General features: G+C 71.4%; 24 protein-coding genes and 1 riboswitch. Of the genes, 11 read left to right on the forward strand and 13 right to left on the reverse strand.

Annotated elements, in window-relative coordinates; all coding sequences use genetic code 11:
- The 3 genes from AB5J50_RS18500 to AB5J50_RS18510 all read left to right on the forward strand — a co-directional run bounded on the left by AB5J50_RS18500 (position 1) and on the right by AB5J50_RS18510 (position 4374).
- Positions 1 to 2052 (forward strand): GTPase, encoded by a 2052-nt coding sequence (locus AB5J50_RS18500; protein WP_369259426.1) that lies wholly within the window; start codon positions 1 to 3, stop codon positions 2050 to 2052.
- 183 nt (positions 2053 to 2235) lie between these two features.
- A complete protein-coding gene (locus AB5J50_RS18505; RefSeq protein WP_369259428.1) occupies positions 2236 to 2706 on the forward strand; it encodes a single-stranded DNA-binding protein in 471 nt (156 codons plus the stop codon).
- Positions 2707 to 2964: 258 nt separating this feature from the next.
- The gene (locus AB5J50_RS18510) at positions 2965 to 4374 is read left to right on the forward strand and encodes a Cys-Gln thioester bond-forming surface protein (protein ID WP_369259430.1); all 1410 of its coding nucleotides are present in this window, start codon (positions 2965 to 2967) and stop codon (positions 4372 to 4374) included.
- 183 nt (positions 4375 to 4557) lie between these two features.
- Here the strand turns inward: AB5J50_RS18510 and AB5J50_RS18515 are convergent, their stop codons facing one another.
- Positions 4558 to 4917, reverse strand: a complete 360-nt coding sequence (locus tag AB5J50_RS18515) for a winged helix-turn-helix domain-containing protein (protein WP_369265434.1) — start codon at positions 4915 to 4917, stop codon at positions 4558 to 4560.
- A 186-nt stretch (positions 4918 to 5103) separates the two neighbouring features.
- A riboswitch (cobalamin riboswitch) is annotated at positions 5104 to 5306 on the forward strand.
- A 27-nt stretch (positions 5307 to 5333) separates the two neighbouring features.
- Here AB5J50_RS18515 and AB5J50_RS18520 point away from each other — a divergent pair.
- Positions 5334 to 6437, forward strand: coding sequence for a HoxN/HupN/NixA family nickel/cobalt transporter (locus AB5J50_RS18520; protein WP_369259432.1), 1104 nt, complete (start codon positions 5334 to 5336; stop codon positions 6435 to 6437).
- A 28-nt stretch (positions 6438 to 6465) separates the two neighbouring features.
- Here the strand turns inward: AB5J50_RS18520 and AB5J50_RS18525 are convergent, their stop codons facing one another.
- Positions 6466 to 7233 carry a YcnI family protein gene (locus AB5J50_RS18525; protein WP_369259434.1) on the reverse strand — a complete coding sequence of 256 codons (768 nt, stop codon included), beginning with the start codon at positions 7231 to 7233 and terminating at the stop codon, positions 6466 to 6468.
- A 30-nt stretch (positions 7234 to 7263) separates the two neighbouring features.
- Entirely contained in the window at positions 7264 to 7851 is a 588-nt protein-coding gene (locus AB5J50_RS18530; RefSeq protein WP_369259436.1) for a hypothetical protein, read from the reverse strand.
- A 138-nt stretch (positions 7852 to 7989) separates the two neighbouring features.
- On the opposite strand from AB5J50_RS18530, the gene AB5J50_RS18535 reads away from it, so the two are divergent.
- Positions 7990 to 8949, forward strand: a complete 960-nt coding sequence (locus AB5J50_RS18535) for a D-2-hydroxyacid dehydrogenase family protein (protein ID WP_369259438.1) — start codon at positions 7990 to 7992, stop codon at positions 8947 to 8949.
- A gap of 112 nt (positions 8950 to 9061) precedes the next feature.
- On the opposite strand, the gene AB5J50_RS18540 is transcribed toward AB5J50_RS18535, so the two are convergent.
- Positions 9062 to 9688 carry a DUF2087 domain-containing protein gene (locus tag AB5J50_RS18540; protein ID WP_369259439.1) on the reverse strand — a complete coding sequence of 209 codons (627 nt, stop codon included), beginning with the start codon at positions 9686 to 9688 and terminating at the stop codon, positions 9062 to 9064.
- Positions 9689 to 9907: 219 nt separating this feature from the next.
- Here AB5J50_RS18540 and AB5J50_RS18545 point away from each other — a divergent pair, with 219 nt between their 5' ends.
- The gene (locus AB5J50_RS18545; protein WP_369259441.1) at positions 9908 to 10183 is read left to right on the forward strand and encodes a chaplin; all 276 of its coding nucleotides are present in this window, start codon (positions 9908 to 9910) and stop codon (positions 10181 to 10183) included.
- Between the two features lie 79 nt (positions 10184 to 10262).
- Here AB5J50_RS18545 and AB5J50_RS18550 read toward each other — a convergent pair whose 3' ends face one another.
- The 9 genes from AB5J50_RS18550 to AB5J50_RS18590 all read right to left on the reverse strand — a co-directional run bounded on the left by AB5J50_RS18550 (position 10263) and on the right by AB5J50_RS18590 (position 15906).
- Positions 10263 to 11129 carry a tyrosinase family protein gene (locus tag AB5J50_RS18550; protein ID WP_369259443.1) on the reverse strand — a complete coding sequence of 289 codons (867 nt, stop codon included), beginning with the start codon at positions 11127 to 11129 and terminating at the stop codon, positions 10263 to 10265.
- The gene (locus tag AB5J50_RS18555) at positions 11113 to 11568 is read right to left on the reverse strand and encodes a tyrosinase cofactor (RefSeq protein ID WP_369265435.1); all 456 of its coding nucleotides are present in this window, start codon (positions 11566 to 11568) and stop codon (positions 11113 to 11115) included. Before AB5J50_RS18555 ends, AB5J50_RS18550 begins: the two co-directional genes overlap by 17 nt.
- 177 nt (positions 11569 to 11745) lie before the next feature.
- Positions 11746 to 12264 carry a hypothetical protein gene (locus AB5J50_RS18560; RefSeq protein WP_369259445.1) on the reverse strand — a complete coding sequence of 173 codons (519 nt, stop codon included), beginning with the start codon at positions 12262 to 12264 and terminating at the stop codon, positions 11746 to 11748.
- A gap of 151 nt (positions 12265 to 12415) precedes the next feature.
- Entirely contained in the window at positions 12416 to 13042 is a 627-nt protein-coding gene (locus AB5J50_RS18565; RefSeq protein WP_369259447.1) for a vitamin K epoxide reductase family protein, read from the reverse strand.
- The gene (locus tag AB5J50_RS18570) at positions 13042 to 13539 is read right to left on the reverse strand and encodes a DUF5949 family protein (RefSeq protein WP_369259448.1); all 498 of its coding nucleotides are present in this window, start codon (positions 13537 to 13539) and stop codon (positions 13042 to 13044) included. The genes AB5J50_RS18565 and AB5J50_RS18570 overlap by 1 nt, the downstream gene beginning before the upstream one ends.
- Positions 13540 to 13773: 234 nt before the next feature.
- Complete coding sequence (locus AB5J50_RS18575) at positions 13774 to 14013, reverse strand: chaplin (RefSeq protein WP_369259449.1); 240 nt, start codon at positions 14011 to 14013, stop codon at positions 13774 to 13776.
- Between the two features lie 86 nt (positions 14014 to 14099).
- A complete protein-coding gene (locus tag AB5J50_RS18580; protein ID WP_369259451.1) occupies positions 14100 to 14402 on the reverse strand; it encodes a hypothetical protein in 303 nt (100 codons plus the stop codon).
- Between the two features lie 233 nt (positions 14403 to 14635).
- The gene (locus tag AB5J50_RS18585; RefSeq protein WP_369259453.1) at positions 14636 to 15436 is read right to left on the reverse strand and encodes a hypothetical protein; all 801 of its coding nucleotides are present in this window, start codon (positions 15434 to 15436) and stop codon (positions 14636 to 14638) included.
- A gap of 230 nt (positions 15437 to 15666) precedes the next feature.
- On the reverse strand, positions 15667 to 15906 hold the full coding sequence (locus AB5J50_RS18590) for a chaplin (RefSeq protein ID WP_369259455.1): 240 nt from the start codon (positions 15904 to 15906) through the stop codon (positions 15667 to 15669).
- 319 nt (positions 15907 to 16225) lie between these two features.
- On the opposite strand from AB5J50_RS18590, the gene AB5J50_RS18595 reads away from it, so the two are divergent.
- The 5 genes from AB5J50_RS18595 to murJ are packed head-to-tail and all read left to right on the forward strand — an operon-like array spanning position 16226 to position 23092.
- Positions 16226 to 17335 carry a DUF3344 domain-containing protein gene (locus AB5J50_RS18595; RefSeq protein WP_369259457.1) on the forward strand — a complete coding sequence of 370 codons (1110 nt, stop codon included), beginning with the start codon at positions 16226 to 16228 and terminating at the stop codon, positions 17333 to 17335.
- A gap of 37 nt (positions 17336 to 17372) precedes the next feature.
- Entirely contained in the window at positions 17373 to 18578 is a 1206-nt protein-coding gene (locus tag AB5J50_RS18600) for a glycosyltransferase family 4 protein (protein ID WP_369259459.1), read from the forward strand.
- Positions 18575 to 20011: an exopolysaccharide biosynthesis polyprenyl glycosylphosphotransferase gene (locus AB5J50_RS18605; RefSeq protein WP_369259461.1), complete on the forward strand. Its 1437-nt coding sequence runs from the start codon at positions 18575 to 18577 to the stop codon at positions 20009 to 20011. Before AB5J50_RS18600 ends, AB5J50_RS18605 begins: the two co-directional genes overlap by 4 nt.
- A gap of 4 nt (positions 20012 to 20015) precedes the next feature.
- Positions 20016 to 21416: an O-antigen ligase family protein gene (locus AB5J50_RS18610; RefSeq protein ID WP_369259463.1), complete on the forward strand. Its 1401-nt coding sequence runs from the start codon at positions 20016 to 20018 to the stop codon at positions 21414 to 21416.
- Positions 21413 to 23092, forward strand: a complete 1680-nt coding sequence (murJ, locus tag AB5J50_RS18615; protein WP_369259465.1) for a murein biosynthesis integral membrane protein MurJ — start codon at positions 21413 to 21415, stop codon at positions 23090 to 23092. The genes AB5J50_RS18610 and murJ overlap by 4 nt, the downstream gene beginning before the upstream one ends.
- Positions 23093 to 23157: the final 65 nt, after the last annotated feature.

Raw genomic sequence — 23157 nt, forward strand, 5'->3', positions numbered from 1 at the left:
GTGACTGCCGTCACTGACCACACGGATCACGCCGACCGTCCCGGAGACGACCACCCCCAAGACGACTCCTCCGACGACGCCTGCTCCGAAGAGGGCACCTTCGAAGAGGACACTTTCGAAAAGAGCACGTCCGAAGAGGACACTGAGGACACTCTCGAAAACCGCCTCCCCGGAGAGGGCACTTCCGAAAGCGGCCCTCCCGAAGAGGCGGCTTGCGAGGACCGGCCCCCGGAGAGCACCGGCGACAGCGAGCCCTCCGAAAAGGGGCTCCCCGAGAACGCCCGCTCCGACGACGGGCACGCGCGCGTGAAGGACGGCGACGACACGTCCGCGGGTACGGAAGGCGGACCCGTCTGGGACGACGGGCTCATCGCGCGGCGCGTCTCCGAGACGGCCACCGGGCACGAGACGCCGGTGGTGGAGACCAGGGCCGCCGTCCAGGAACCGCCGGCCCCTCTGGCGTACGACGGACCGCTGCGCTCACGCCTGGACGCGCTCCGCGAGCTGGTGGGCCTCTCCCGCACGCGGCTCGACAGCGGGACGCTCGCCGAGGCGGGCCGGGTCCTCGACGAGGCGGCGGCGCGCCGCAAGCACTCCGGGCAGCACACCGTCGTCGCGATCGCCGGGGCCACGGGAAGCGGCAAGTCGCAGCTCTTCAACGCGCTCGCCGGCGTGGCCATTTCGGAGACCGGTGTCCGCAGGCCGACCACCGCGGCGCCCATCGCGTGCAGTTGGAGCGACGGCGCGGCGACGCTCATCGACCGGCTCGGCATCCCCGGGCGGCTGCGCAGACGCCCCCTGCAGAGCGCCGAGGCGGAGGCGCAGCTGCGCGGCCTCGTCCTGGTCGACCTGCCCGACCACGACTCCGCGGCCGTCCAGCACCGCGAACAGGTGGACCGCGTCCTGGCCCTCGTCGACGCGGTCATCTGGGTCGTGGATCCGGAGAAGTACGCCGACGCCATCCTCCATGAGCGCTATCTGCGGCCCATGGCCGGGCACGCGGAGGTCACCTTCGTCGTCCTCAATCAGGTGGACCGGCTGCCCGGGGAGGCCGCCGACCAGGTCCTCGACGATCTGCGGCGGCTGCTCGACGAGGACGGGATCGCGCTCGGCGAGTACGGCGAACCGGGCGCGACCGTGCTCGCGCTGTCCGCGCTCACCGGGGACGGCGTCGGCGAACTGCGCGAGTCGCTCGGCCAGTTCGTGGCCGAGCGCGGTGCCGCGGCGCGCCGGATCTCCGCCGACGTGGACGCGGCCGCCGCACGGCTGCGGCCCGTCTACGCGACCGGGCGGCGCGTCGGACTCAGCGAGGAGGCGCGCGACGAGTTCGCGGCCCGGCTCGCGGACGCGGTGGGTGCCGTCGCGGCCGGCGAGGCGTCCGAGCGCGCGTGGCGCCGCAACGCCAACCGCGCGTGCGGGACGCCCTGGCTGCGGCTGTGGCGCTGGTACCAGGACCGCGGCGAGCTCCCGACCGGACGTCTGCCCGTCCGCGCCCCCGCGGACGAGGAGGCCACGGCACGCCAGCGCGTCGAGCAGGCCGTACGGCTGGTCGCGGACCGGGCGGTGTACGGGCTCCCCGCACCCTGGGCGCAGGCGGTGCGCGAGGCGGCCGTGCGCGGGGCGCAGGGGCTGCCCGAGGCGCTGGACGAGATGACGGCCCGCGCCGTGACCCCGGTGGGGCGTCCGCCGCGGCCCGGCTGGTGGCCGGTCGCCGTGCTGGCTCAGGCCTCGATGACGATCGTCCAACTCATCGGCGGACTCTGGCTGCTGGGTCAGATCATCGGCGTCACGGCCCCGAATCTCGGGGTGCCTGTGCTGCTGATGGTGGCGGGCATCATCGGCGGTCCGGCCGTCGAGTGGAGCAGCAGGATGGCGGCGCGCGGGCCCGCCCGGCGCTACGGCATCGAAGCGGAACGGCGGCTGCGCGAGGCCGCCGCCGGGTGCGGGAGGGCACGTGTACTGGATCCCGTGGCCGCGGAACTGCTTCGGTACCGGGAGGTGCGGGAGCAGTACGGGCGGGTCACGGGGGCGGCGTCGGCACCTGTGGGTTAACCCCGGCGAAGCTGTGCGGCCTCACTCCGTCGGGTGACGGAGTTTTCCACAACCGGCCGGTAGTCCACAGCGCTCAGCGGGCTCGGCCCGACGGAGGCAGTCTGATCTCGCGGCGATCGCAGCGCACGACACAGCGCATGCGGTCGCCGCGACAGACGCATTCGTACGGGAGAGGGGTTCGGGATGAACGAGACGATGGTGTGCGTGGTGGGGAACGTCGCGACGCAGCCGGTGTACCGGGAGCTGTCGACAGGAGCGTCGACGAGGTTTCGGCTGGCCGTGACGTCGCGCTACTGGGATCGCGAGAAGAGCGAGTGGACCGACGGACACACCAACTTCTTCACGGTGTGGTCCAGGAGGGCGCTCGCGACGAACGCGGGGGCGTCCCTGTCGGTGGGCGATCCGGTGGTCGTGCAGGGGCGGCTGAAGGTACGCACGGAAACGCGCGACGGCCAGAGCTGGACCTCGGCGGACGTCGACGCGGCGGCGATCGGACACGACCTCTCGCGCGGCACGTCCGCCTTCCGTCGAGCCGCCAAGGGGGACACGGGATCGGCTCCGGCACCGCAGCCGGAGCCCAGTTGGGAGACGGAGCCAGAGGGTCATACCGAGGCGGCGGGCCAACAGCATCCCGAGCCGGCGGGAGTGACGTGATGTCAGGGACACGCACGACCTGACCGAACTGCGGCTTATCGATGAATGCGTTGCGAACGGTCCCTGTGTGTTTGTCGATAAGCCCAGCTCACAGCTGTGTGAGCGATAACGATTCCGAGTCGGATCGATTATCCGATGGAATGACCGGGGAACCTGGTGCGCCGCTTCCTTAGGATGCCGGGCATAGCTCACGTGGCTTCTGATTCTGCTGGCGGGACCGTCCCCCATGTCAACGGGTCCTGCGCGAAGGGGAATTCTGTGTTTTCTGCGTTCTCTGCGTTGTCCGCGCGCAGCCGAGGGGCCGCCCGCCTCGCCGCCGCGACGTTGGTGTCGGGGCTCGTCGCCGTCGGGACGATCGCCACCGCCGGTACGGCCGTCGCCGACGAGACCCCGCAGAGCCTGGGCGGTGCGACCGCCACGATAGGTGACCTCAAGACGTACGGGTCCGCGGTCATCCACGAGAACGGCGAGGACAGTTGGGTGTCCGCGGGGCTGTTCGAGATGTCCGTCGACAACGGCGGCATGCTGCAGACCTACTGCATCGACATCCACAACCCGACGCAGCGGGACGCCAAATACCAGGAGACCCCCTGGAGCGGTACGTCGCTGAACGGCAACAAGAACGCGGGCAGGATCCGCTGGATCCTGCGGAACTCCTACCCGCAGGTGAACGACTTGGCGGCGCTCGCCAAGAAGGCCGGCGTCGGCAGCCTCACCGAGAAGGACGCGGCGGCCGGCACTCAGGTGGCCATCTGGCGGTACTCGGACGGTGCCGACGTGGACGCGGTGGACCCGCAGGCGGAGAAGCTCGCGGACTATCTGCAGAAGAGCGCGCGGAGTCTGGCGGAGCCCAAGGCCTCGCTGACCCTCGACCCGGCCGCGGTCTCCGGTCACGCCGGCGAGCGGCTCGGCCCCGTCACGGTGCACACCAACGCGGACAGCGTGACGGTGACGCCGCCCGCGGACTCCGCCGCCAGCGGGGTGAAGGTCGTCGGCAAGAACGGTAAGGCGATCACCTCCGCCACCGACGGCAGCCGGCTCTACTTCGACGTGCCGAAGGACAGCGCGGACGGTTCGGCCGCGCTGACCGTGCAGGCGTCCACGACCGTGCCGGTCGGCCGCGCCTTCACCTCGGAGACCCACAGCCAGACGCAGATCCTCGCGGGGTCCAGCGAGTCGACGGTCTCCGCCACGGCGACCGCCAACTGGGCGGAGAAGGGCGCGATACCGGCCCTGTCCGCCGAGAAGAACTGCGCCAAGGGCGGCGTCGACATCACGGCGGCCAACGAGGGCGACGAGGCGTTCACCTTCGAGCTGATGGGCGTCGAGCGCACCATCGCGGCGGGCAAGTCCCAGACGGTGACCATCCCGCTGCAGGAGGACCAGGCGTACGACTTCACGATCGACGCTCCGAACGGCTTCACCGAGCGGTTCAAGGGCGTACTCGACTGCAAGACCCAGGGCAGCGCGAACGACATCACGACCCAGACGGTCAGTGAGCCGAGCCCGGCGACGGTGGGCGGCACCTCCGGCGGGGGCACCGACCTCGCCGAGACCGGTGGATCCAGCGCGACCCCGGTCATCGCGGGCGTGGCCATCGCCCTGGTCGTGATCGGCGGCGCGGCGGTGTTCTTCGTCCGCAGGAAGAACGCGCCGACGCAGGACTGAGCAGCACGGCACCTTGGCAACTCAACAGTGAGTGACCGCACCACGGTGACTCCGTGAGCCCGCGGCCCCGGCCCGCCTCCCAGGCGTTCGGGGCCGCAGCCTTATCCGGATGCCCTGCCCAGATGTCCTTTCCGGATGCCCTGCCCAGATCCCCTCTTCGATCCCGGTGCGCCCGGGAGTGGCTCAGCCGGCGTCGTACGCGCAGCGTTCGAGGAGTTCGGCGGTCGGACCGTCGGTCACCCGGTAGCGCACGACCCGCCCGTCCTTGTCACCCTCGACCACCCCGGCGGTGCGGAGCAGACGCAGCGCCTGGGACACGGCGGGGTCGTTCATGCCGGTCGCGACGGCGAGGTCGGAGACCGCGAGCGGGCCCGCCCGGTGGAGGGCCAGGAGCAGGGCGAGCCGACGCGGGTCGGCGAGGAGGGAGAAGCGGTCGGCCCAGGTGCGTACATGCCCGGGCTCACCGATGGCGGCGACGGCGTCGCAGACCCGGTGGCCGTCGATGGTCCGGCGGTCGGCCCGCTCGGCGGGGACGAGATGCATGGGGGCCATCTTCGCAGGCGGCCAGGGGACACACGCCGCCGTCTCCTTCTCCGCTGCCGTCTCCTTGTCCGCCTTCGTGCCCGCCTCCGATTCCGTCTCCGTCGCCGGAACGGCCAGGGCGAGCAGCCGTATGTGATCTTCAATACCTGCGTAGCTGTGCAGCTTTGCAGGAGACACCGGCCACGCCTACGGTTGGCGGGCCGTGGTGTTCGGGAAGACCGGTGACGGCCCCTCAGGGGGCCCAGACCGGAGCGGCCCTCGCCACTGTGATCGGGGAGTTCCCGTCCCATGCCGCCTTCGGGTGGCGCCACTGGCCGCGAGGCCGGGAAGGCAGGGCCGGGCGCGTGCACCCGTCAGCCAGGAGACCGGCCACGGCATCTCACGAAGTGATCCACGAGGTGCTGGAGCGTGACCGCATGACCCTGCCCACGCAGTCGTCCCTATCCGCCGCCGGGTTCCGCTGGCGGCGCGAGGACACCGTGCGGACCGGTGTACTCCTGGCCGTGATCGCGGCGCTGCACGTCGTCGCGTTCGGCATCCTGTTCCTGCTCGTGGCGCCGGAGCACTACGAGGTCGGCTCCAAGGCGTTCGGCATCGGTCTGGGCGTCACCGCCTACACGCTGGGCATGCGGCATGCCTTCGACGCGGACCACATCGCCGCGATCGACAACACCACGCGCAAACTGATGGCCGACGGCAAGCGGCCGGTGTCGGTGGGCTTCTGGTTCGCGCTCGGGCACTCCAGTGTGGTGGTCATCCTCGCCGCACTCATCGCCGGAGGCACCCAGCTGGCTGGGCGGATCATGAACGAGGGCTCCAGCACACACCAGGTGCTCGGCATCATGGGTACGACGATCTCCGGGTCGTTCCTCTACCTCATCGCCGCCCTCAACCTCGTCGCGCTCATCGGCATCCTGAGGGTCTTCCGCGCGATGCGGGCCGGTACGTATGACGAGGCCGAGCTCGAACAGCACCTGGATTCCCGAGGGTTCATGAACCGGATCCTCGGCCGCTTCACGAAGTCCATCACGCGGCCCGGGCAGATGTTCCCGCTGGGCTTCCTCTTCGGCCTCGGCTTCGACACCGCCACCGAGGTCACGCTGATGGTGATGGCGGGCAGCGGCGCCGCGGCCGGGCTGCCCTGGTACGCGATCCTGTGCCTGCCGCTGCTGTTCGCGGCGGGGATGAGCCTGTTCGACACGCTGGACGGCACGTTCATGAACTTCGCCTACCAGTGGGCCTTCTCCAACCCGGTGCGCAAGGTCTTCTACAACCTCACCATCACCGGCCTGTCCATCGCGGTGGCCTTCTTCATCGGCACGATCGAGCTGGTGGGCGTGCTGCACGACAAGCTCGACCTGCGCGACGGGGTCACCGGCTGGATCGCGGGGCTCGACCTGGACAACGTCGGCTACATCATCGTCGGCCTGTTCGTGGTCGTCTGGGCCGCGGCCGTGGCGTACTGGCGGCTGGCCAAGGTGGAGCAGCGGTGGGCGGTCCGCCCCGCCGACGGGAGTTGAGACCGGCGGGGCGGCAGCCGCGTACCGGCTAGGAGCGGGCGGCGCGGCCGCGAGCGATGGCGAATCCGGCCGCGGCCAGACCGAGGACGCCGACGATCAGCCCGGCGATGCCCAGGCCGCGCGCCGTCGAGTCACTGCTCGACGCCGAGCTCTTGGCCGCGGCAGCCGGAGACGAGCCCGAACGGGACGCCGTACCCGAGCCCGACGACGAGTCCGAGGTGGAACCCCCGTCGGAACCGTCCTCCTCCGCGGCCTTGGCCGTGAGCGCGAGGACGGGCGCCGGGTTCTCCGGCTCCTCGCCGCCCTTCGGCGTCACCTCGATCCAGCGGGCGACATTGCCGTCCGAGTAGGTCTGCAACGTCTTGAAGCTCAACTCGTCGGTGCTGTCAGGGAGCTGACCGAAGGCGACGTCGAAGTCCTGGTACTCGCCGTGGCGGATCCGGCCGCCGGTCCAGGTGATCTCGGAGACGGCGTCGGTGATCGTGCCGTCGTCCGTCTTCACGGGCGTCTTGAGCTTGGTGGTCGTCACCTTCGCGGTCCACCCCGCCTGGGGCGTGACCAGGACGCCCAGAACCGGATGGTCGGTGGGCAGGAAGACCTGCACCTTGGTGGTGCTGGCGGTGTCCTCCTCGTTGGGGACGCGGAAGGTCAGGACGCCGTCCGTGGCGCCTTTGGCGTAGCTCTCGGGGTGGACCGTCACATGCGCGAAGGCCGCGCCCGAGGCGGTCAGGACTCCGGCCGTGGTGAGGGCGGCAACGAGGCCGGCTCGGCGCAGGGTGGTGCGTATCGGGGACATCAGGGGAACTCCGTACAGGTGTGGATGCGGTCAGGGCGTGGGGGCGAGCCCTGCCGGCGGTCCCCGACGGGAGACGGCGTGCCGCAGCAACAACTGCCGAAGTGGCCGCGGATCCACGTGATTTCGGCGTACGGCGTTCCGGCGGGCCCGTGCGTGAGACGGTCCCGTCCGCGCCCGCCACCATGCCGCGAGCCCCGGCACAAGTGCCACGGCCCACCGCAGCAGGGACCACAGCGCGGCCTCGCCGCACCGCAGCCACCAGGTCGCGAGCAGGGCCGCGGCCACATGCGCGGCCGTGGCGTGGGGCGTCAGGGCGTGGACGTGCGCGTGCGTCATGTGCGCCCCGTGCATGTCCATCGCCATGCGCGGCCGGGCGGCCTCGAACCCGAGGTGGAGTCCGGCCTGCGCGGCCAGCATTCCGCCGCCGATCCCGAGCAGCGACCGCTCCCGGCCGCCCAGCAGACAGCCGGCCGCGAAGACGGCGAGGAATCCGGCACCGTCCGCCCAGAACGGCGGTGCCTCCCCCGTCGCCAGCCCGTGCCCCCCGGCGGCCAGCAGCACGCACAGCACGGCGAACACCGCCGCGCGCAAGCTCCGTACCGCCAGGGACGCACTCATGGAGCCCAGATACTGCCACGGTGAGCGAGCGGGCGTCGCGACTTACGGATCAGCCGCCTCCTCCACGGAGGTGCGGGCGGCCCAGGGTGCGTTGTCGTCGCTCCGGTAGGGTCGGGCTGAGCCTGGGAGGGACCTGACATGCAACTTCGCTGTGCCGTGCTGGACGACTTTCAGGGCGTCGCGACCGAGATGGCGGACTGGTCGCCGGTCTCGGGCGAGGTGGAGGTCATCAGCTTCACCGAGCACTTCCCCGGCGAGGACACGCTGGCCGCCGCCCTCGCGGACTTCGACATCGTCGTCACCTTGCGCGAGCGGGTGCTCTTCCCGGCGTCGCTGCTGGCCCGGCTGCCGCGGCTGAAGCTGCTGATCGCCTCCGGGATGCGCAACTCGGTGATCGACTACGCGGCCGCCGAGGCGCACGGCGTCACCGTGTGCGGCACTCCGAGCTCCTCGACCCCGCCGGTCGAGCTGACGTGGGCGCTGCTGCTCGGCCTCGCGCGGGGCATCGTCACGGAGCACAACGCGCTGCGGGCGGGCGGCCCTTGGCAGAGCACCGTCGGCGCCGATCTGCACGGCCGCCGGCTCGGTCTGCTCGGGCTCGGGAAGATCGGCGGCCGGGTGGCCCAGGTGGGCCTCGCCTTCGGCATGCAGGTGGGCGCGTGGAGCCAGAACCTCACCAAGGAGCGCGCCGACGAGGTGGGGGTGGAGCTTGCCGCCTCCAAGGAGGAGTTGCTCGCGAGCAGCGACTTCGTCTCCGTCCACCTCGCGCTCGGCGACCGCACCCGGGGCCTGATCGGCGCCGCCGAACTGGACCTCTTCAAGCCGACCGCCTACCTGGTCAACACGTCACGGGCGGCGATCGTCGACCAGGACGCGCTGCTCGCCGCGCTGCACGGCGGCCGGATCGCGGGAGCGGGCGTCGACGTGTTCGACATCGAGCCGCTCCCCGCCGACCACCCGATGCGCTCGGCCCCACGGCTGCTGGCGACGCCGCACCTCGGCTATGTGTCGCGGGCCAACTACGAGACGTACTACGGCGCGGCGGTCGAGGACATCCAGGCGTTCCTGGCGGGCACGCCCGTACGCCGCCTGGGCTGAGCAACCACCAGGCACCCCAGGCGGCCACGGGCCATCAAGCACCCCGGGCCACCCCAGGCCGCCACGGCCCATCAAGCACCTCGCCTCGGGCGGCCTCGGACCACCGGGCGCCTCAGGCCGTCGCGGGCCGCCAGTAGAGGCCGTTCTGCCGGTGCAGATGATGCAGGTCCACCAGATACCGCCGTAGCGTCACATGGTCGACCGGCGCGTCCTCGCACCAGGCGCGCAGCTTCTCGTTCACGGTCCGCTCCGGGTACTCGACGCCCGGCTCGAAGGTCCGCTCGGCGATGTGCCGGAGCACGACCAGCTTGCGCTCCCACTGGGCGGGCAGCCGCACCAGGCGCCCGTCCCGCACGAAGGTCCGCAGGACCGTCTCGCTCTGCTCGTCCCCGGATCCGTAGCTCTCGACGAGCGGCGCCGTACGCGCGGAGCGCGCGAGTTCCCGGAAGTGGCCGTAAGCGACGCCCAGTCCCCCGTCGCCCTGGGTGATCACGCCCTGCTCCTGAAGGCGTCGCAGCGCCACGGTCGCGTCCTTCGGGGACAGCCCTGCCTTCTCCATGACCTTCGCGGGGGTGTCCGCGCCAAGGGCCACCGCGGCGAAGGCACGTGCCCTGGTCTCCTCGGCGAACAGACCGATCACACCGGCAACGCCGGCGAGGCCGCTCACGCCGGCTGTCGGATCGGTCGCTTGGTCGGTCGCTTGGTCCGTGGCTTCGTCGGCCGGTTGGTCGGTCGGCATGTCCGGCAGGCTAGTTGAGGGCATACCGCGAGCCGAAGCGAATTTTTCCCCCCGACATCCCCCCAACATGACACCCCGATGCGGCAGGCGGACGTACTGGCCCGTGCGGAAAGAGTGATCCCCGGATGAACGCCGTGACCAGGTGTGGGTGGGCGCGTTGAAGGGGGCGTGCGGTCGCGCCCATGCAGCCGTGCGCTCACCGAGTCAAAGGAGAACGTGATGTCTCGCATCGCTAAGGCCGCTGTTGTCGCTGTAGGCACGGGTGCCGTGGTGCTCAGCGGGGCCGGCCTGGCCATGGCGGACGCGGGCGCCCAGGGCGAGGCCGTCGGCTCGCCCGGCGTCGTTTCGGGCAACGTCATCCAGGTCCCGATCCACGTGCCGGTCAACGTCTGCGGGAACACCGTCAACGTCATCGCCCTGCTGAACCCGGCCTTCGGCAACACCTGCGTGAACGACAGCGGGCACGACAACGGTGGCTACGGCTACGGCAGCTGACACCCCACGCACGCACGAAGAGGGCCCCCGGCAGCACTCACTGCCGGGGGCCTCGCCGTACTCCAGGCACAGACGTGTCCTACGCGTACCGGTACACCTTGCTGTGGTCCTCCATCGCGTCCGGCGTCACGCTCCACGGCGGCATCGCCTCGTGCCGTGCGACGATCCGGCCGTGCTGTGATTCGCCCGGCCCCGGCGGTCGCGCGGGCAGATAGCGTGCGCCGGGGTGCCGCTTCTGCCAGCGGGACCACTGGAGGTCCACGAAGGCGTGGTGCAGCCAGAAGACGGGGTCGTTGACCGAGGCGCCGCCGAGCATGTGGCCGCCGACCCAGCGGTGGACCCGGTTGTGGTTGCGCCAGGCCGCGCTGCCGGAGCCCCGTCTCCACCCTTCGAGCCTGTTGCGGAACCCTTCGGTGGACGTGGAGTTCCAGGGGGCCGTGTCGTAGACGGGATCCCTCAGGGCGGAGTCCAGCTCACTCTTCGTGGGCAGCTGGATCGGGTCCTGCGGGCGGCCGAACTCGCGCGTGAGGAACTCGCCGTCGGTGACCCCCTCCTTGATGGTCCACTTCCCGTGCGCGTAGGCGAAGGGCCCGGTCATGACCTGCCGGTCCGAGCGCCGTCCGTCGCCGCCGAGCAGGTCCTTGGTCCATGGCGCGGAGGACGGCGTGCGGTCCCGCGTCCAGTCCCAGTACGGCACGCTCACCGCGGAGTCGACGCGGCGCAGCGCCCGTTCCAGGTCCAGCAGGAACCGCCGGTGCCAGGGCAGGAAGGAGGGTGCCATATGGGCCGCGCGGAGTTCGCCGTCGCCGTCCGCGACGTAGTACTCGATGTGCATCCGGACGAACTCGTCGTACTCGCCCCTGCGTTTGACCTCCAGCATCGCGGCGACGAAGCGGCGCCGCTCGGCGCGGGTCAGCGTGCTGACGTCCTTACGCGTGTACACCATGCTGATGGACGCCTCCCTCCGCGCCGCCGCCCGTCACGCCACTCCCGGCCGCGTTCATGTCACGCAGATGCTGCGAGGGGCCGAGTTCGTCGACGGCCGCGCGGGCCGCGGCGAGCGGTGTGGGGTACGACTCGTAGTGGTCCACCATGCTCAGGTAGCTGCCGTCCGCGCGGCGCATCAGATGCAAGGGCCGGCCGTCGACGGTGACATGCCACTCGCCGCCGTCGAACGCGGCCCGGCCGTCCAGGCCGGTCCGTGTACCGAGGATGTGCCGGCCGCGGTACACCTCGTCGAAGGAGAAGTCCTCGCCACGGGGCGGGCGCGGGGGCCGCGAGGCCGCGACGACCGGGGCCAGCGCCACGGCCACGGCCGACACGAGCAGGCCGCGCATCGCGCCCCGCCGGGTCACCGACACTCCGCTCGACACACGGCTCGGCATGCTGCTCGGTACTCTGCTCGGCACCCTGCTGACGAACATGGTTCTCTCCTCGGCGGATCGGGCCGGCTTCACTCGGCCTCAGTCGGGTTCAACGACGACGGCCCCCAGCAGTTCGGCCCCCGGTGGTTCGGGCCGCGGGCCCGGGCCGGACACCCGGGCCTCGCCCCCCGGGTGCGGCTAGGCCCCCGACCCCGTCTCCAGATTCGCGCCGGGCACGGTCTTCAACAGCGGTGCGAGCACGGCGGCCTGCGGGAGCTTCAGTTCCGGAAGGCCGGACTTGTCGGGGTTCGGCGCGGTGAGCGGGGCGTCCAGGGCCAGCCCGGGGGTCAGCGTCCGCAGGTCGGCCGCGGGGGCGCCGACACCGAGGTGGTCGAAGCCGTGCCCGAGGATGTGCGGAAGGGGCGTGTGGATGTCCGCCCCGGGCAGCCCGGCGGCGAGGGGCAGTTGCGGTAGGGCCCGATCGGGAAGCAGCCGACCCTCGACGTACCGGGGCCCCTCGGGCGCGCCCGGCATGGGCACCGGCAGCTGCCCTGCGATCTTGGGCGCCCGCAGGTTGAGGGCCTGCTCAAGACCGTTCAGCGGTACGGGGATGGGGACCGTGTCGGCCGCGACGGCGGGGGCCGCGGCGGCGGCACCCACCGCTGCCACGACGCCGGTCATGACGGCGGCGAGAGTTCCTCGTGTGGTCGGCTTCATCTCAGGTACGGTCCCTTTCAGGATTCGGGGGCTCAGCGTCCGTACCGCGTAACGATCCTGAGAACGCCATCAGTTCAAGATTCCCCCGACGGGCCCAATAGTCGGCTCGTCCGCCTATTGGGCCGTCCCGATAGTCGGCTCGTTCCGATATTCAGCTGGTCCAGAAATCCCACCAGCGGGTCAGGATCAGCATCCCGATGATGCCGATGTGCAGCACCGGCAGGACCCAGGTGAACTCCCCGAGGAATCCTCTCAACCAGTCCGGCGCGGGCAGGAATTCATTTCGTACGTTGAACGAGGTCACGTACCAGAACATGATGATCGTGGCGACCCACGCCAGACAGCACCACAGGCACAGTGAGTTGATGCGGTAGAGCGACTGGAACTGCAGCCAGGTACAGAATCCGACGCCGAAGAGCGTGCCCGCGTTGAAGGTCAGCCAGTACCAGCGCGGGAAGACGGCCCGGGCGAGCAGGCTCATGCCGACGCAGATGACGATGCCGTACGCCACCAGGCCCAGCATCGGGTTGGGGAACCCGAAGGCCGAGGCCTGCTCGCTCTTCATGATGTTGCCGCAGGAGACGACCGGGTTCAGGCTGCACCCGGGCACGAAGTTCGGGTTCTCCAGCAGCTTGAACTTGTCGATCGTGATGACCCACGCGGCAAGGAGACCGGCCGCACCGGTGATCACCAGCAGCAGGGCGAACGCGCGGCTGCCGCCCGCGGTCCGCACCACCGCCCCTCCGCCGTCCGTCACTCGTCCCGCGGTGGACGTCATCAGCCGCGCAGGCTGCGCACGGGCAGAAGCACATGCGCCGCGCTGAGCAGGGTCCCCTCGTCACCCGCGAAGGCCGCCAGGCTCTCCGGCTCGACGGGCTTGCCGGGCTCGGCGTCGGGCCAGGCACGGGTGGCGAACAGGAAGTAGGCGTAGCCGCGTTCGCCGACCGCGGCGAGCCACTCCGGCGGCACGAGGCACTGGGCGTTGAGGTGCGGCATCGTGACGACGGCCTGGCCCGCCTGGACGAGCAGGGTGAGCGGCAGGCTCGGCCGCCGGGAACCGTCGAGCAACGTGTCGCCGACCGGCAGACCGTTGTCGCTCAGCAGCCGCTCGATGGCGGCCGAGGTGCCCTCCGGGCCGCCTTCGCCGTCGCCCAGGGAGTAGGCGAGGAGATAGGGCATGCCGCCGTCTGGTGCATCACCGCTGAACGCGATGACGGCGAGCGTGCCGAGATCGGCGGCCCGGAAAGGGCGCGTTTCGCTTGAGGTTGAGGTCACCGCGGAACCTTATCGACGCACCCGAACGGCCCCGCCGATTTCTCACCCGCTCGGGCGATACCCCGGCGGCCGACCACACGAACGAGGGACGCTTTTCGAACAGCGCGAAAGGGCCGACTCCGTGGGATATGGAGTCGACCCTTTCAGAACGCGTACAACACCGTGTACAACACCGCGCACGACATCGACGGACGTCGACGGTCGGTGTGCGACATCAGTTGTCGGTGTACGACGTCAGTGGTTGACGCAGGCGTTGCCGAACGTCGGGTTCAGCGCGCCGATGACGTCGACCGTGTTGCCGCAGACGTTCACCGGAACGTGCACGGGGACCTGAATGACGTTGCCGGAGAGGACACCCGGGGACTTGAGCGCCGCGCCCTCGGCACCGGCGTCGGCGAAGGCGCTGCCCGAGGCGGCACCCGCGGCCATTCCTGCGGTGGCGAAGATAAGAGCGACCTTCTTGGCAGTGTTCATCGTCAGCCCTTTCCTGGGAGATTTGCCCCAAAGCCTAGGGAGATGCCCGCAGGCCTTGCGGAAAGACACGCGATGAAACGAACGGATTAGCTCTGGAGGGGAAGTCCACCGAGGAGCTGCGAGGGGCCGCCGGCCGCGTTGAGCGCCTTCGTCGCGCCGTTGACGGTGTTGAGCAGGGAGCTCTTGTTCTCGGTGTCGAGCGCGTTCGACTGGTGCTGCAGGGGCTGCACGTCCTTCAGGCTGATCGAGCGCTGGCTGGTGATGGTCTCCAGGGCGCCGTTGAGGCTGGAGGGCGTGACATCGGAGGCCTCGACGGCAAAGGCGGGCGCGGCGGCACCAGCGATGACGATGGACCCGGCGACGACAGCGGCGGCCTTCAGGGACTTCATCGTGTTCCTTTCTTCGGCAACTCATTCACCAGAGGCAATTCCTCTTCGCCCCGACTAACGAGCCCCGGACGCGGCGGAAACCCCGCATGCAGAAAATTCCTGCACCCCACCCGAATGAACCGCGTGTCGCATTCTCATATAAGACCCCACACTCGAACAGCCGCCGCACCGACCAGAGACGGTCGGCACGACGGCTGGGTGGCGACTGCTTCGCCTCGGACCGCTCTCCGCGCTCAGGAGGTGGGCAGCAGACCGGTCGTCGGCAGTGAACTCGTGGGCAGCGAACTCGTCGGCAACGCGCTCGTCAGGCTCGGGAGCGCCGGCAGGCCGGGCAGGTTCGGCACCGGCAGTCCGCCGCCGAGCACCGTGGCGACGACGAAGTTGACGAGGCCCGTCACGACGGCGGTGGCCGCGGGCACGACCTGGGTGGCGTCGCCGGACGTGACCGCCTTGAGCAGCGCGTCGACCGCGGTCTGCAGGGTGGTCAGCGCGTCGCCCTTGAGGTCCGTCGGAGCCTCGGCACGGGCCCCCTTGACGCCCGGCGCCTTGCCGTCGTCCTGGCGCTCGGCGCTCTTCGTCAGCGAGGGCAGGGTGGGCAGCGTCGTGGCCGGGGCCGTCGTCGTCGTGGCCGGGGCTGTCGTCGTGGTCGGGGCCGTCGTCGTGGTCGGGGCCGTCGTCGTGGCCGGGTCCGGCAGCGTGACCGGAGGTGTCACCGGAGCCGCCGCGGTGACCTTGGCGATCGCGTCCTTGACGGCCTGACCGAGCGTCGCCGCCTGGTCGGCGGAGAGCTGGCCGTTGTCCGCCTTGAGCGCGGCGTTGAGCAGATCGGTGACCGGGGCCAGTACGCCGCCGATGTCGGCCAGGGACTGGACCTGCGCCAGAAGCGCGTCCGCGCCGGGTACGGGTGCCGCCGCATGGGTGCGGCCACGCGCCGAGTGCCCGTCCGCGGCTATGGCGGCCGGTGCGGCGATCCCCAGCAGGAGCGTGGCGCAGAGTATGGAGGACGCTATGCGCCGTGCGGGCAGAGCACGCATGGATGTTCCCTTCGATGGTTCCATCGGATCTTGTGCCCACCGTGAAAGCGATCATCGCCGTCTGCAACCGATCGAACGCTCCGCGTAGTGGCCCGACGCCCTGGTCACCCGCGTCATCCCTGGTGAGGAGCCATGCCGGGAGCTGACACCCCCTTCCCCCCATTCGGGGCAACGCGGACCGGCCGCCCTCCCGTTGGGGAGGACGGCCGGCAGAAGGGTCCGCGCTGACGTCAGTCGTTGACGCAGGGGTTGCCGAACGCGGGGTTCAGCAGAGCGATGACGTTGACGGTGTTCCCGCAGACGTTGACCGGGACGTGGACGGGAACCTGAACGACATTGCCCGACACAACGCCCGGGGAGTGGGCGGCAACGCCGTGTGCGTCGCTGTCGGCGGCGGCGATGCCGGCGGTGCCCGCCATTGCGGCAGCAGCAACGGAGGTCAGGGCCAGGCCCTTCGCGATACGCGACATGGGGAAGTGCTCCTTGGGAGTCGACACAGCATCCGGGCGGGGATGCCCGGCTCTGGAATCAACGCGCGGCACACGTGCGAGTTGTGCCTCCAAAGGGGTGATCTCACAAACCGTCGGCTTCACGATTCCGACACACTTGTCGGGTTTCACCGACTAAATACGGATAGCGGCTAGAGTCGGGCACCTCCCGAGGCCGCTTGGAAACAGACGTCGGCAGACGTCGAAATCAGACGGGGAGTCAACGCGCACATATGTGATCTGCAGATTTCCGTCCGTCCACTGGTCCAGAACCTTTTCCCCCGAAAGGGCACCGCCGGTCATGCGTCATCCCCCGGGCCTTCTGCTGCGCCGCGCGACGGTGGGCTGCTCTGCCCTCGCGACTCTCTGGGCACCCGGCTCCGCAACGGCCGCGACGCCCGCCGCCGAGGCGAAGAGCCTCCACTTCACGCAGCGGTTCCACGCGCTCCAGCACGGCGGAATCGTGCGGGCGGCCAACTCGTCCATCAGCTGTCGTACGACTCCCGCCGCCCTCCGTTCCCTCCGCGCGGCGGCCCCCTCGTGCCCCGACGCGCGCGAGGGCGGTTCCGGCGCGAACGGCGACTTCGACATGTTCTACATCGACGTGGACAAGGACCGGAACACCTACAACTCCAGCCGCGCGGAGGTCCGTCTGCCGGAGGGCGCCCGTGTCACGTACGCGCGGCTGTACTGGGGCGGCAACCTCCGTGTCGGCGAGCAGAAGCCGCCGAAGGACAACGGGCGGGTGCTGATCGCCGAACCCGACGGCGAGTACAAGGTGGTGCTCGCGGACCAGGTGATCGGGCACCGGGTGGCGCGCGGGGCCGACGCGTTCCAGGCCTCCGCGGACGTCACCAAGCTGGTGCGGGCGAGCGGTTCGGGGCTGTACACGGTGGCCCAGGTCAATGCGGCGATGGGCAAGTCCGCCCCCGGGGCCTGGGGCGGCTGGACCCTGATGGTGGCGTACGAGAAGAAGTCGGAGCCGCTGCGGCATCTGTCGGTGTGGGACGGCTTCGACACGCTCGGCCCGCGCGAGGACCAGGCGGTCCGGCTGCCCCGTATCCCGTTCCCCGAGAACGCCGGCGGCCGGGTAGGGCTCGTCGCGTACAACGGCGACCGCGGGAGAAAGGGCGACTCGCTGACCGTGTCGACCGGGCACGGCACTCCGACGGCACTGGGCGACTCGGCCAATCCCCATGACGACGTACTGAACTCGACGATCAGCGAGCCGGAGCCCGTCGCCATGGAGCGGGTACCCACGTACCCGAACACGCTCGGCTACGACTCCGACGTCCTCGAACTCGGTAAGGGGATCCGGCGCGGGGGTGACCAGTTGACCTTCCGGCTCGTTTCGCAGCGGGACGCGGCCTGGGTCGGCGCACTGTTCGCCGCCGTCGACGCGAAGCAGTGACGCGCGCCTTCGCGCGCCCGTGAGCGAGGAACCGCGCATGCAACTGTCAACCGACCCTCCGCCGCGGGTCCTTCACCTCACCCAGCCCGTCGACGGCGGTGTCGCCCGGGTGGTCATGGACCTGGTGAGGGCACAGCTCGCCACCGGGACACATGTCACCGTCGCGTGTCCGGACGGCGGGGGTTTCTCCCAGGCACTCCGGGCGCTCGGCGCCGACGTACGGCCCTGGCAGGCGTCGCGTGCGCCGGGGCCGCTGCTGCCGCGGGAGGTACGACAGCTCGGTCGTGTCGTCGCGCGGGCGCGGCCCGATGTGGTGCACGCGCACAGCGCCAAGGCCGGGCTCGCGGCCCGGCTCGCCGTGCGCGGGCGGGTGCCGACGGTGTTCCAGCCGCACGCCTGGTCGTTCGAGGCCGTCGACGGGGTCGCCGCGCGGCTCGCGCTGACGTGGGAGCGGTGGGGGGCGCGTTGGGCGTCCCGGGTGGTGTGTGTGAGCGAGGCGGAGCGCGCGACCGGCGTACGCGCCGGGGTGCGCGCGCGGTGGTGTGTGATCCCCAACGGGGTCGATGCGGCGCGTTTCCACCCGGCTGCCGTGGACCCCGTACGGGCCGGGATTCCGCTGCTCGCCGCAGCCGGGGTCGATGCGACGACTCCGCTGGTGGTCTGCGTGGGGCGACTGTGCCGGCAGAAGGGGCAGGACGTCCTGCTGGAGGCGTGGAGTTCGGTGCGGCGGCGGGTGCCCGGGGCCCGGCTCGTGCTGGTGGGCGACGGGCCGGACGCCGGGCGGCTGCGCGCCGGGGCGCCCGGCGACGTGCTGTTCGCGGGGGCCGCCCCCGATGCCGTGCCCTGGTATCAGGCCGCCGATCTGGTGGTGCTGCCGTCCCGTTGGGAAGGCATGGCGCTGGCTCCGCTGGAGGCCATGGCCTGCGGGCGCCCGGTCGTGCTGACCGACGTGGACGGCGCCCGGGAGAGCCTGCCGCCGGGGCTCGGCACGCGCTGTCTGGTGCCGGCCGAGGCGCCCGGCCCGCTGGCCGAGGCGATCTGCGGCCTGCTGTCCGATCCGCTGCTGTGCGAGTCGCTCGGCAACCAGGGCCGCCGTCACGTACTGACCACGCACGACGTGCGACGCGCGACCGACGCGGTCGCGGAGGTGTACCGCGAACTGCTGAGCGGCCGTCAGGCACAGCACGCCGGGCGCGTCGGGTGCGGGGACCACACCGAGTGCAGGGAGTCCAGCCACACGTGACTGCGGAAAGCACCGTTCCCTCCCCCGGCGGACAGCCCCGGGAGTACGGATTCTCGCCCGTCTCGGTCATCCCTCCACGCGGGGCCGTCGGCGGCTTCAGGTTCCCGGCCGGGCAGCGCACCACCGCGCGGCGCGCCTCGTGGCTGCCGCTGGTCGCCGTGGACGGCATCGCGGCGCTGGCCACCGGGCAGGCGCTCGGTGAGACCCAGCGGCACCCGCTGCTCGTCGTCGCGCTGCTGCTCGGCGCGGTCGGCCTGAACACGCGGGCCTCGCTGTACCGCCCCGAGCCCGTGCCCGCCGTGCTGGACGAACTGCCCGCGGTCTGCGCGCGGATCGTGGTGACCTGGTGCACGCTCGCGGCCCTGCTGGCGGCGCTGTCCCCGGCCGGCGCGCTGTCCGCCCGGACCCTGGCCGCGGGCTGCGCCCTGCAGTCGGCGGTGAGCTGCGCGGGGCGCGGCACAGTGCACTGGCGGCGCCGCCGGGCCCTTGTGCTGCGCCCCAGGACCGCTCTGGTGATCGGCCCCGCCGCGACGGCCCAGCGGGTGGCCGCGGCCTTCCTGCGCCATCCGGGATGCGGGGTACGGCCGGTGGGCATCGTCACCGATCAGCCGGCCGGAGGCGAGGGACTGCCGGTCCTGACCACCGGCGAGGAAGTGCAGCGCGCCCTCATCCAGAACAGTGTGCGGGCCGTGCTCGTCGTGGAGCCGCCGAGCGCACGCGGCCCGCTGCTGCGGGCGCTGGCCGAGGCGGGCTGCACGCTGTGGGAGGTCGACGCGGACTCACCCTCGTACGACAGGGACGGCCATCACACGCTCGCCGGGTTCTCCTGCCGGCAGCTGTCCGTCGTGCGGCGCCGTGGCAGCGTCGGCAAGCGGCTTCTCGACGTCGCCGTCTCCGGGACGCTGTTGCTGCTGGTCAGTCCGCTGCTGCTGGTGTGCGCGGTGGCGCTGCGGCTGAGCGACGGGCCCGGTGTGGTCTTCAAACAGGAGCGCATCGGCAAGGGCGGGCGGCCCTTCACGCTGCTGAAGTTCCGCACCCACCGCCCGGTCGACGCGCACGAGGCCGCGACCCGCTGGAGCGTCGCGGACGAGCAGGAGATGAGCCGCTTCTGCCACTTCCTGCGGCGCACCTCGCTCGACGAGCTGCTCCAGCTCTGGAACGTCTTCTGGGGCGATATGAGCCTGGTCGGCCCGCGCCCCGAACGGCCTTATTTCGTGGGCAAGTTCAGTCAGACCTATCCGGGTTACGCGGCCCGGCACCGGATGCAGACCGGCATCACGGGTCTCGCCCAGATCCACGGGCTGCGCGGCGACACCTCGATCGAGGACCGCTGCCGGTTCGACAACGCGTACATCGACAACTGGTCGCTGTGGCAGGACATCTGCATCCTGCTGCGCACCGCCGCCGCACTCGTACGCTCGACGGGGAGCTGAGCCGATGAGCCAAGCCCTGCCCCTTACGCCCCTGGACACACTGGGGTCCGCCCTGCGGCGCGCGCTGCCCGTGCTGCCCGTCGTGGCGGTGATCGCCCTGCTGGGGCTGCCCGTCACACCCGGCGGCGAAGGCGGCGCGACCGTCGCGGACGCCGTCTCGGGTCTGGTCGTGCTGTGCTGCGCGCTGCGTCTCCTGCGAGGCCGGCGGCGCCCCCTGTCCGGCACCGCCGCGCTGGTCATCGGGCTCCCCGTGGTCGGTATCGCCGTCGCAGCGGCCGGGGCGGCGAACCCGGGGGCCGGGATCACCGGCCTCGCCCGCTATCTGCAGATCTTCGTGCTGGTCCCGGCCGCGGTGTTGCTGCTGGTCCGGGACCGGCGCGACTTCCGGCTGCTGACCTGGTCGTTCGTCGGTCTGGCCCTGTGGCAGGGGGCGATCGGGGTGCACCAGTACGTCACCGGGACCGGCGCCCTGTACATGGGCGAGGACATCCGGGCCGTGGGCACCTTCGGGGCGTCGGACATCATGGGGATGGCGACCGTGGTCGCGTTCGGAGTGGTGTGCGCGGTCGGCCTCGCGCTCGGACCGTGTACGTCACGGCAGCGCACCGCCGCCGTCGCGTGCTCGCTGATGCTGTTGCTGCCGCTCGCGCTGTCGTTCAGCCGGGGCGCGTGGATCGCCACGGCCGCGGCGTGCGGAGCGCAGCTGGCGCTGGCCGGGATGCGGCGCGCGGTGAAGGTGGGCGCGGCCGTTGCCGCAGCCGCGGTCCTCCTGGTGGGCGGGCTCGGTGTCGGCACCGCGATGCTCCAGGACCGGATCAACAGCATCACGCAGGTCGCCGACGCGCCGGACCAGTCGGTCGTCGACCGGTACACGATGTGGGCGGCGGCCGTCGACATGTGGAGCGAACACCCGCTGACCGGCGTCGGACTGAAGGCCTTCCCCGACCACCGCGACGGACACGCCTCGCTCGCCCTCTCCTCGGGCAGCGACACCGGGGGCGCCGGCGCCGCCTACCGCAAGCAGCCGTTGCTCTCCCCGCACAACATGTATCTGCTGGTGCTCAGCGAACAGGGCCTGATCGGGCTGCTCGCCCTCGCGGGCAGCTGGCTGGCCCTCCTGGTGTGCGGGCTGCGCGGGCTCGTCCGGGTGCGGCGGACGCCGTCGGGCATCGACTGCGCGCTCGTCGGCTGCGGGCTGCTGATCTGGCAGTTGATCGACTTCGCGTACGCGGACATCGGCGGCCCCTCGACGGTGCTGACGGCCGTCCTCTTCGGGCTCGTGGGCTGGTGGGCGCTGGTGGATCCGGCCTCCACGGCGTCCGTGAACTCCACGCCGCCCGGAGCGTCGCGCCCGCCGGTTCCGCCCGCCGCGTCGGGCCCGTCACAAGAGGCCGCGGCGCGATGACGGTGACGCCGCGGGCCGACAGCGGCCCCGAGGCCGGGACCGACGCCGGGACCGACGCCGACGGCTCGGTGGTCCTCCCGGCCGCCCGCAGCACTTCCCCGGCACCCGCCAATCCCCCGGAACCCTCCTCCGACCGCTTCCTCGCCAAGGCCGCCCTCGTCACCATCGGGCTCTCGATCGCCGGAGCCCTGCTGGGCCTCGGCCGCGATCAGGCGCTGGCACATCTCTTCGGGGCCGGGTCCGAGACGGACGCCTTCCTGGTCGCCTGGACTGTCCCGGAGTTCGCGTCGACGCTGCTGATCGAGGACGGGCTGGCCTTCGTGCTGATCCCCGCGTTCAGCGTGGCCGTCGCCCGTCGCGCCCAGGGTGCGGCCGGCGATCCGGTCCGTGCCCTGGTGGCCGCCACCCTGCCCCGGCTGTCGCTGGCCTTCATGGCCGTTTCCGGGGTGCTGATCGTGGGGGCGCCGTACCTGGTCGAGGCCCTCGCACCAGGCCTGCCCGATCCGAGGCTCGCCGTGGACTGCACGCGGTTGACCGCGACCTGCGTCCTGAGCTTCGGGCTCGCCGGGTACTGCAGCGCGGCGCTGCGGGCGCACCGGCGGTTCGTGGCGCCCGCGGTGATCTACGTGGCGTACAACACCGGCATCATCACCGCGATGTTCGTCCTCGGCGGCCACTGGGGCGTGCGCTCGGCGGCCGTGGGTGTCGCGGTGGGCGGCGGACTGATGGTGGCGGTGCAGGTGCCCTCGCTGTGGCGGCAGCTCCGTCACCGGGGGGCGACCGAGGCCGGCCTGGGCGGCGAGGAGGCCCGCCCGATGGACCTGACCCTCATCACCACCGTGCTGCTCTTCGGGCTGTGCCGTCAGTCCCAGGTCGTCATCGAACGTTTCCTGGCCTCCTCGCTGCCCGCGGGCGCCATCTCGCATCTGAACTACGCCCAGAAAGTGGCCCAGATGCCGATGGTGCTCTCGCTGATGCTGTGCACCGTCACCTTCCCGGTGATCGCACAGGCGCTCGCCGAGGGCGACACCGAGCGGGCCCGCGCCCGTGTGGAGCGCGACTTGGCGCTGATCTCCTGCACGGTGCTCCTGGGTACGGCGGCGGTCGTCGCGTGCGCTCCGCAGATCATCGAGCTGCTCTTCCAGCGTGGCGCGTTCACCGCTCAGGACACCGCCGCCACCGCCGCCGTGATGCGCGTGTACGCCATCGGGCTGCTCGGTCAGGTACTGGTGGGCGCGCTCGTCCGCTCCTACTTCTCCGGAGGCCGGCCCACCTGGTACCCGCTGTTCGCGATGACCGCGGGGATCATCGCGACCTCCTGGATCGGCGCGCTGACCGTCGGCTCCTGGGGGGTGTGCGGAATCGCCGCCGCCAACGCCACCGGCATCACCGTCAGCGCCCTGCTCCTGCTGTACGGCATGGGCCCGCGCAGTGTGCCGATCCGCACCCGCCGTGTGCTGGTCGAGCTCAGCAAACCGGTGCGCGCGGCGGTGGTCGCCTCCGTGGCCGGGGCGCTGTGCGCGAGCCGCGCGGACTCCCCCGTGCTCGGCCTCGTCGCCGGCGGCACGGCCGTGACCGTCGTCTTCGCCCTGCTGGCCTGGGCTCTTCGGGTCCAGGGCTTCGCACCCGCACTCCGTTCCGTCACACGAAGGCTCCCGCATGTCCGTTTCCGCTGACAGCACCAACAGGTCCAACAGGTCCAACGGATCCCTCAAGTCCAACAGCCCTCGCGGCACCACCG

The sequence above is a fragment of the Streptomyces sp. R35 genome (genome assembly GCF_041053035.1).
Lineage (GTDB): Bacteria > Actinomycetota > Actinomycetes > Streptomycetales > Streptomycetaceae > Streptomyces > Streptomyces lutosisoli.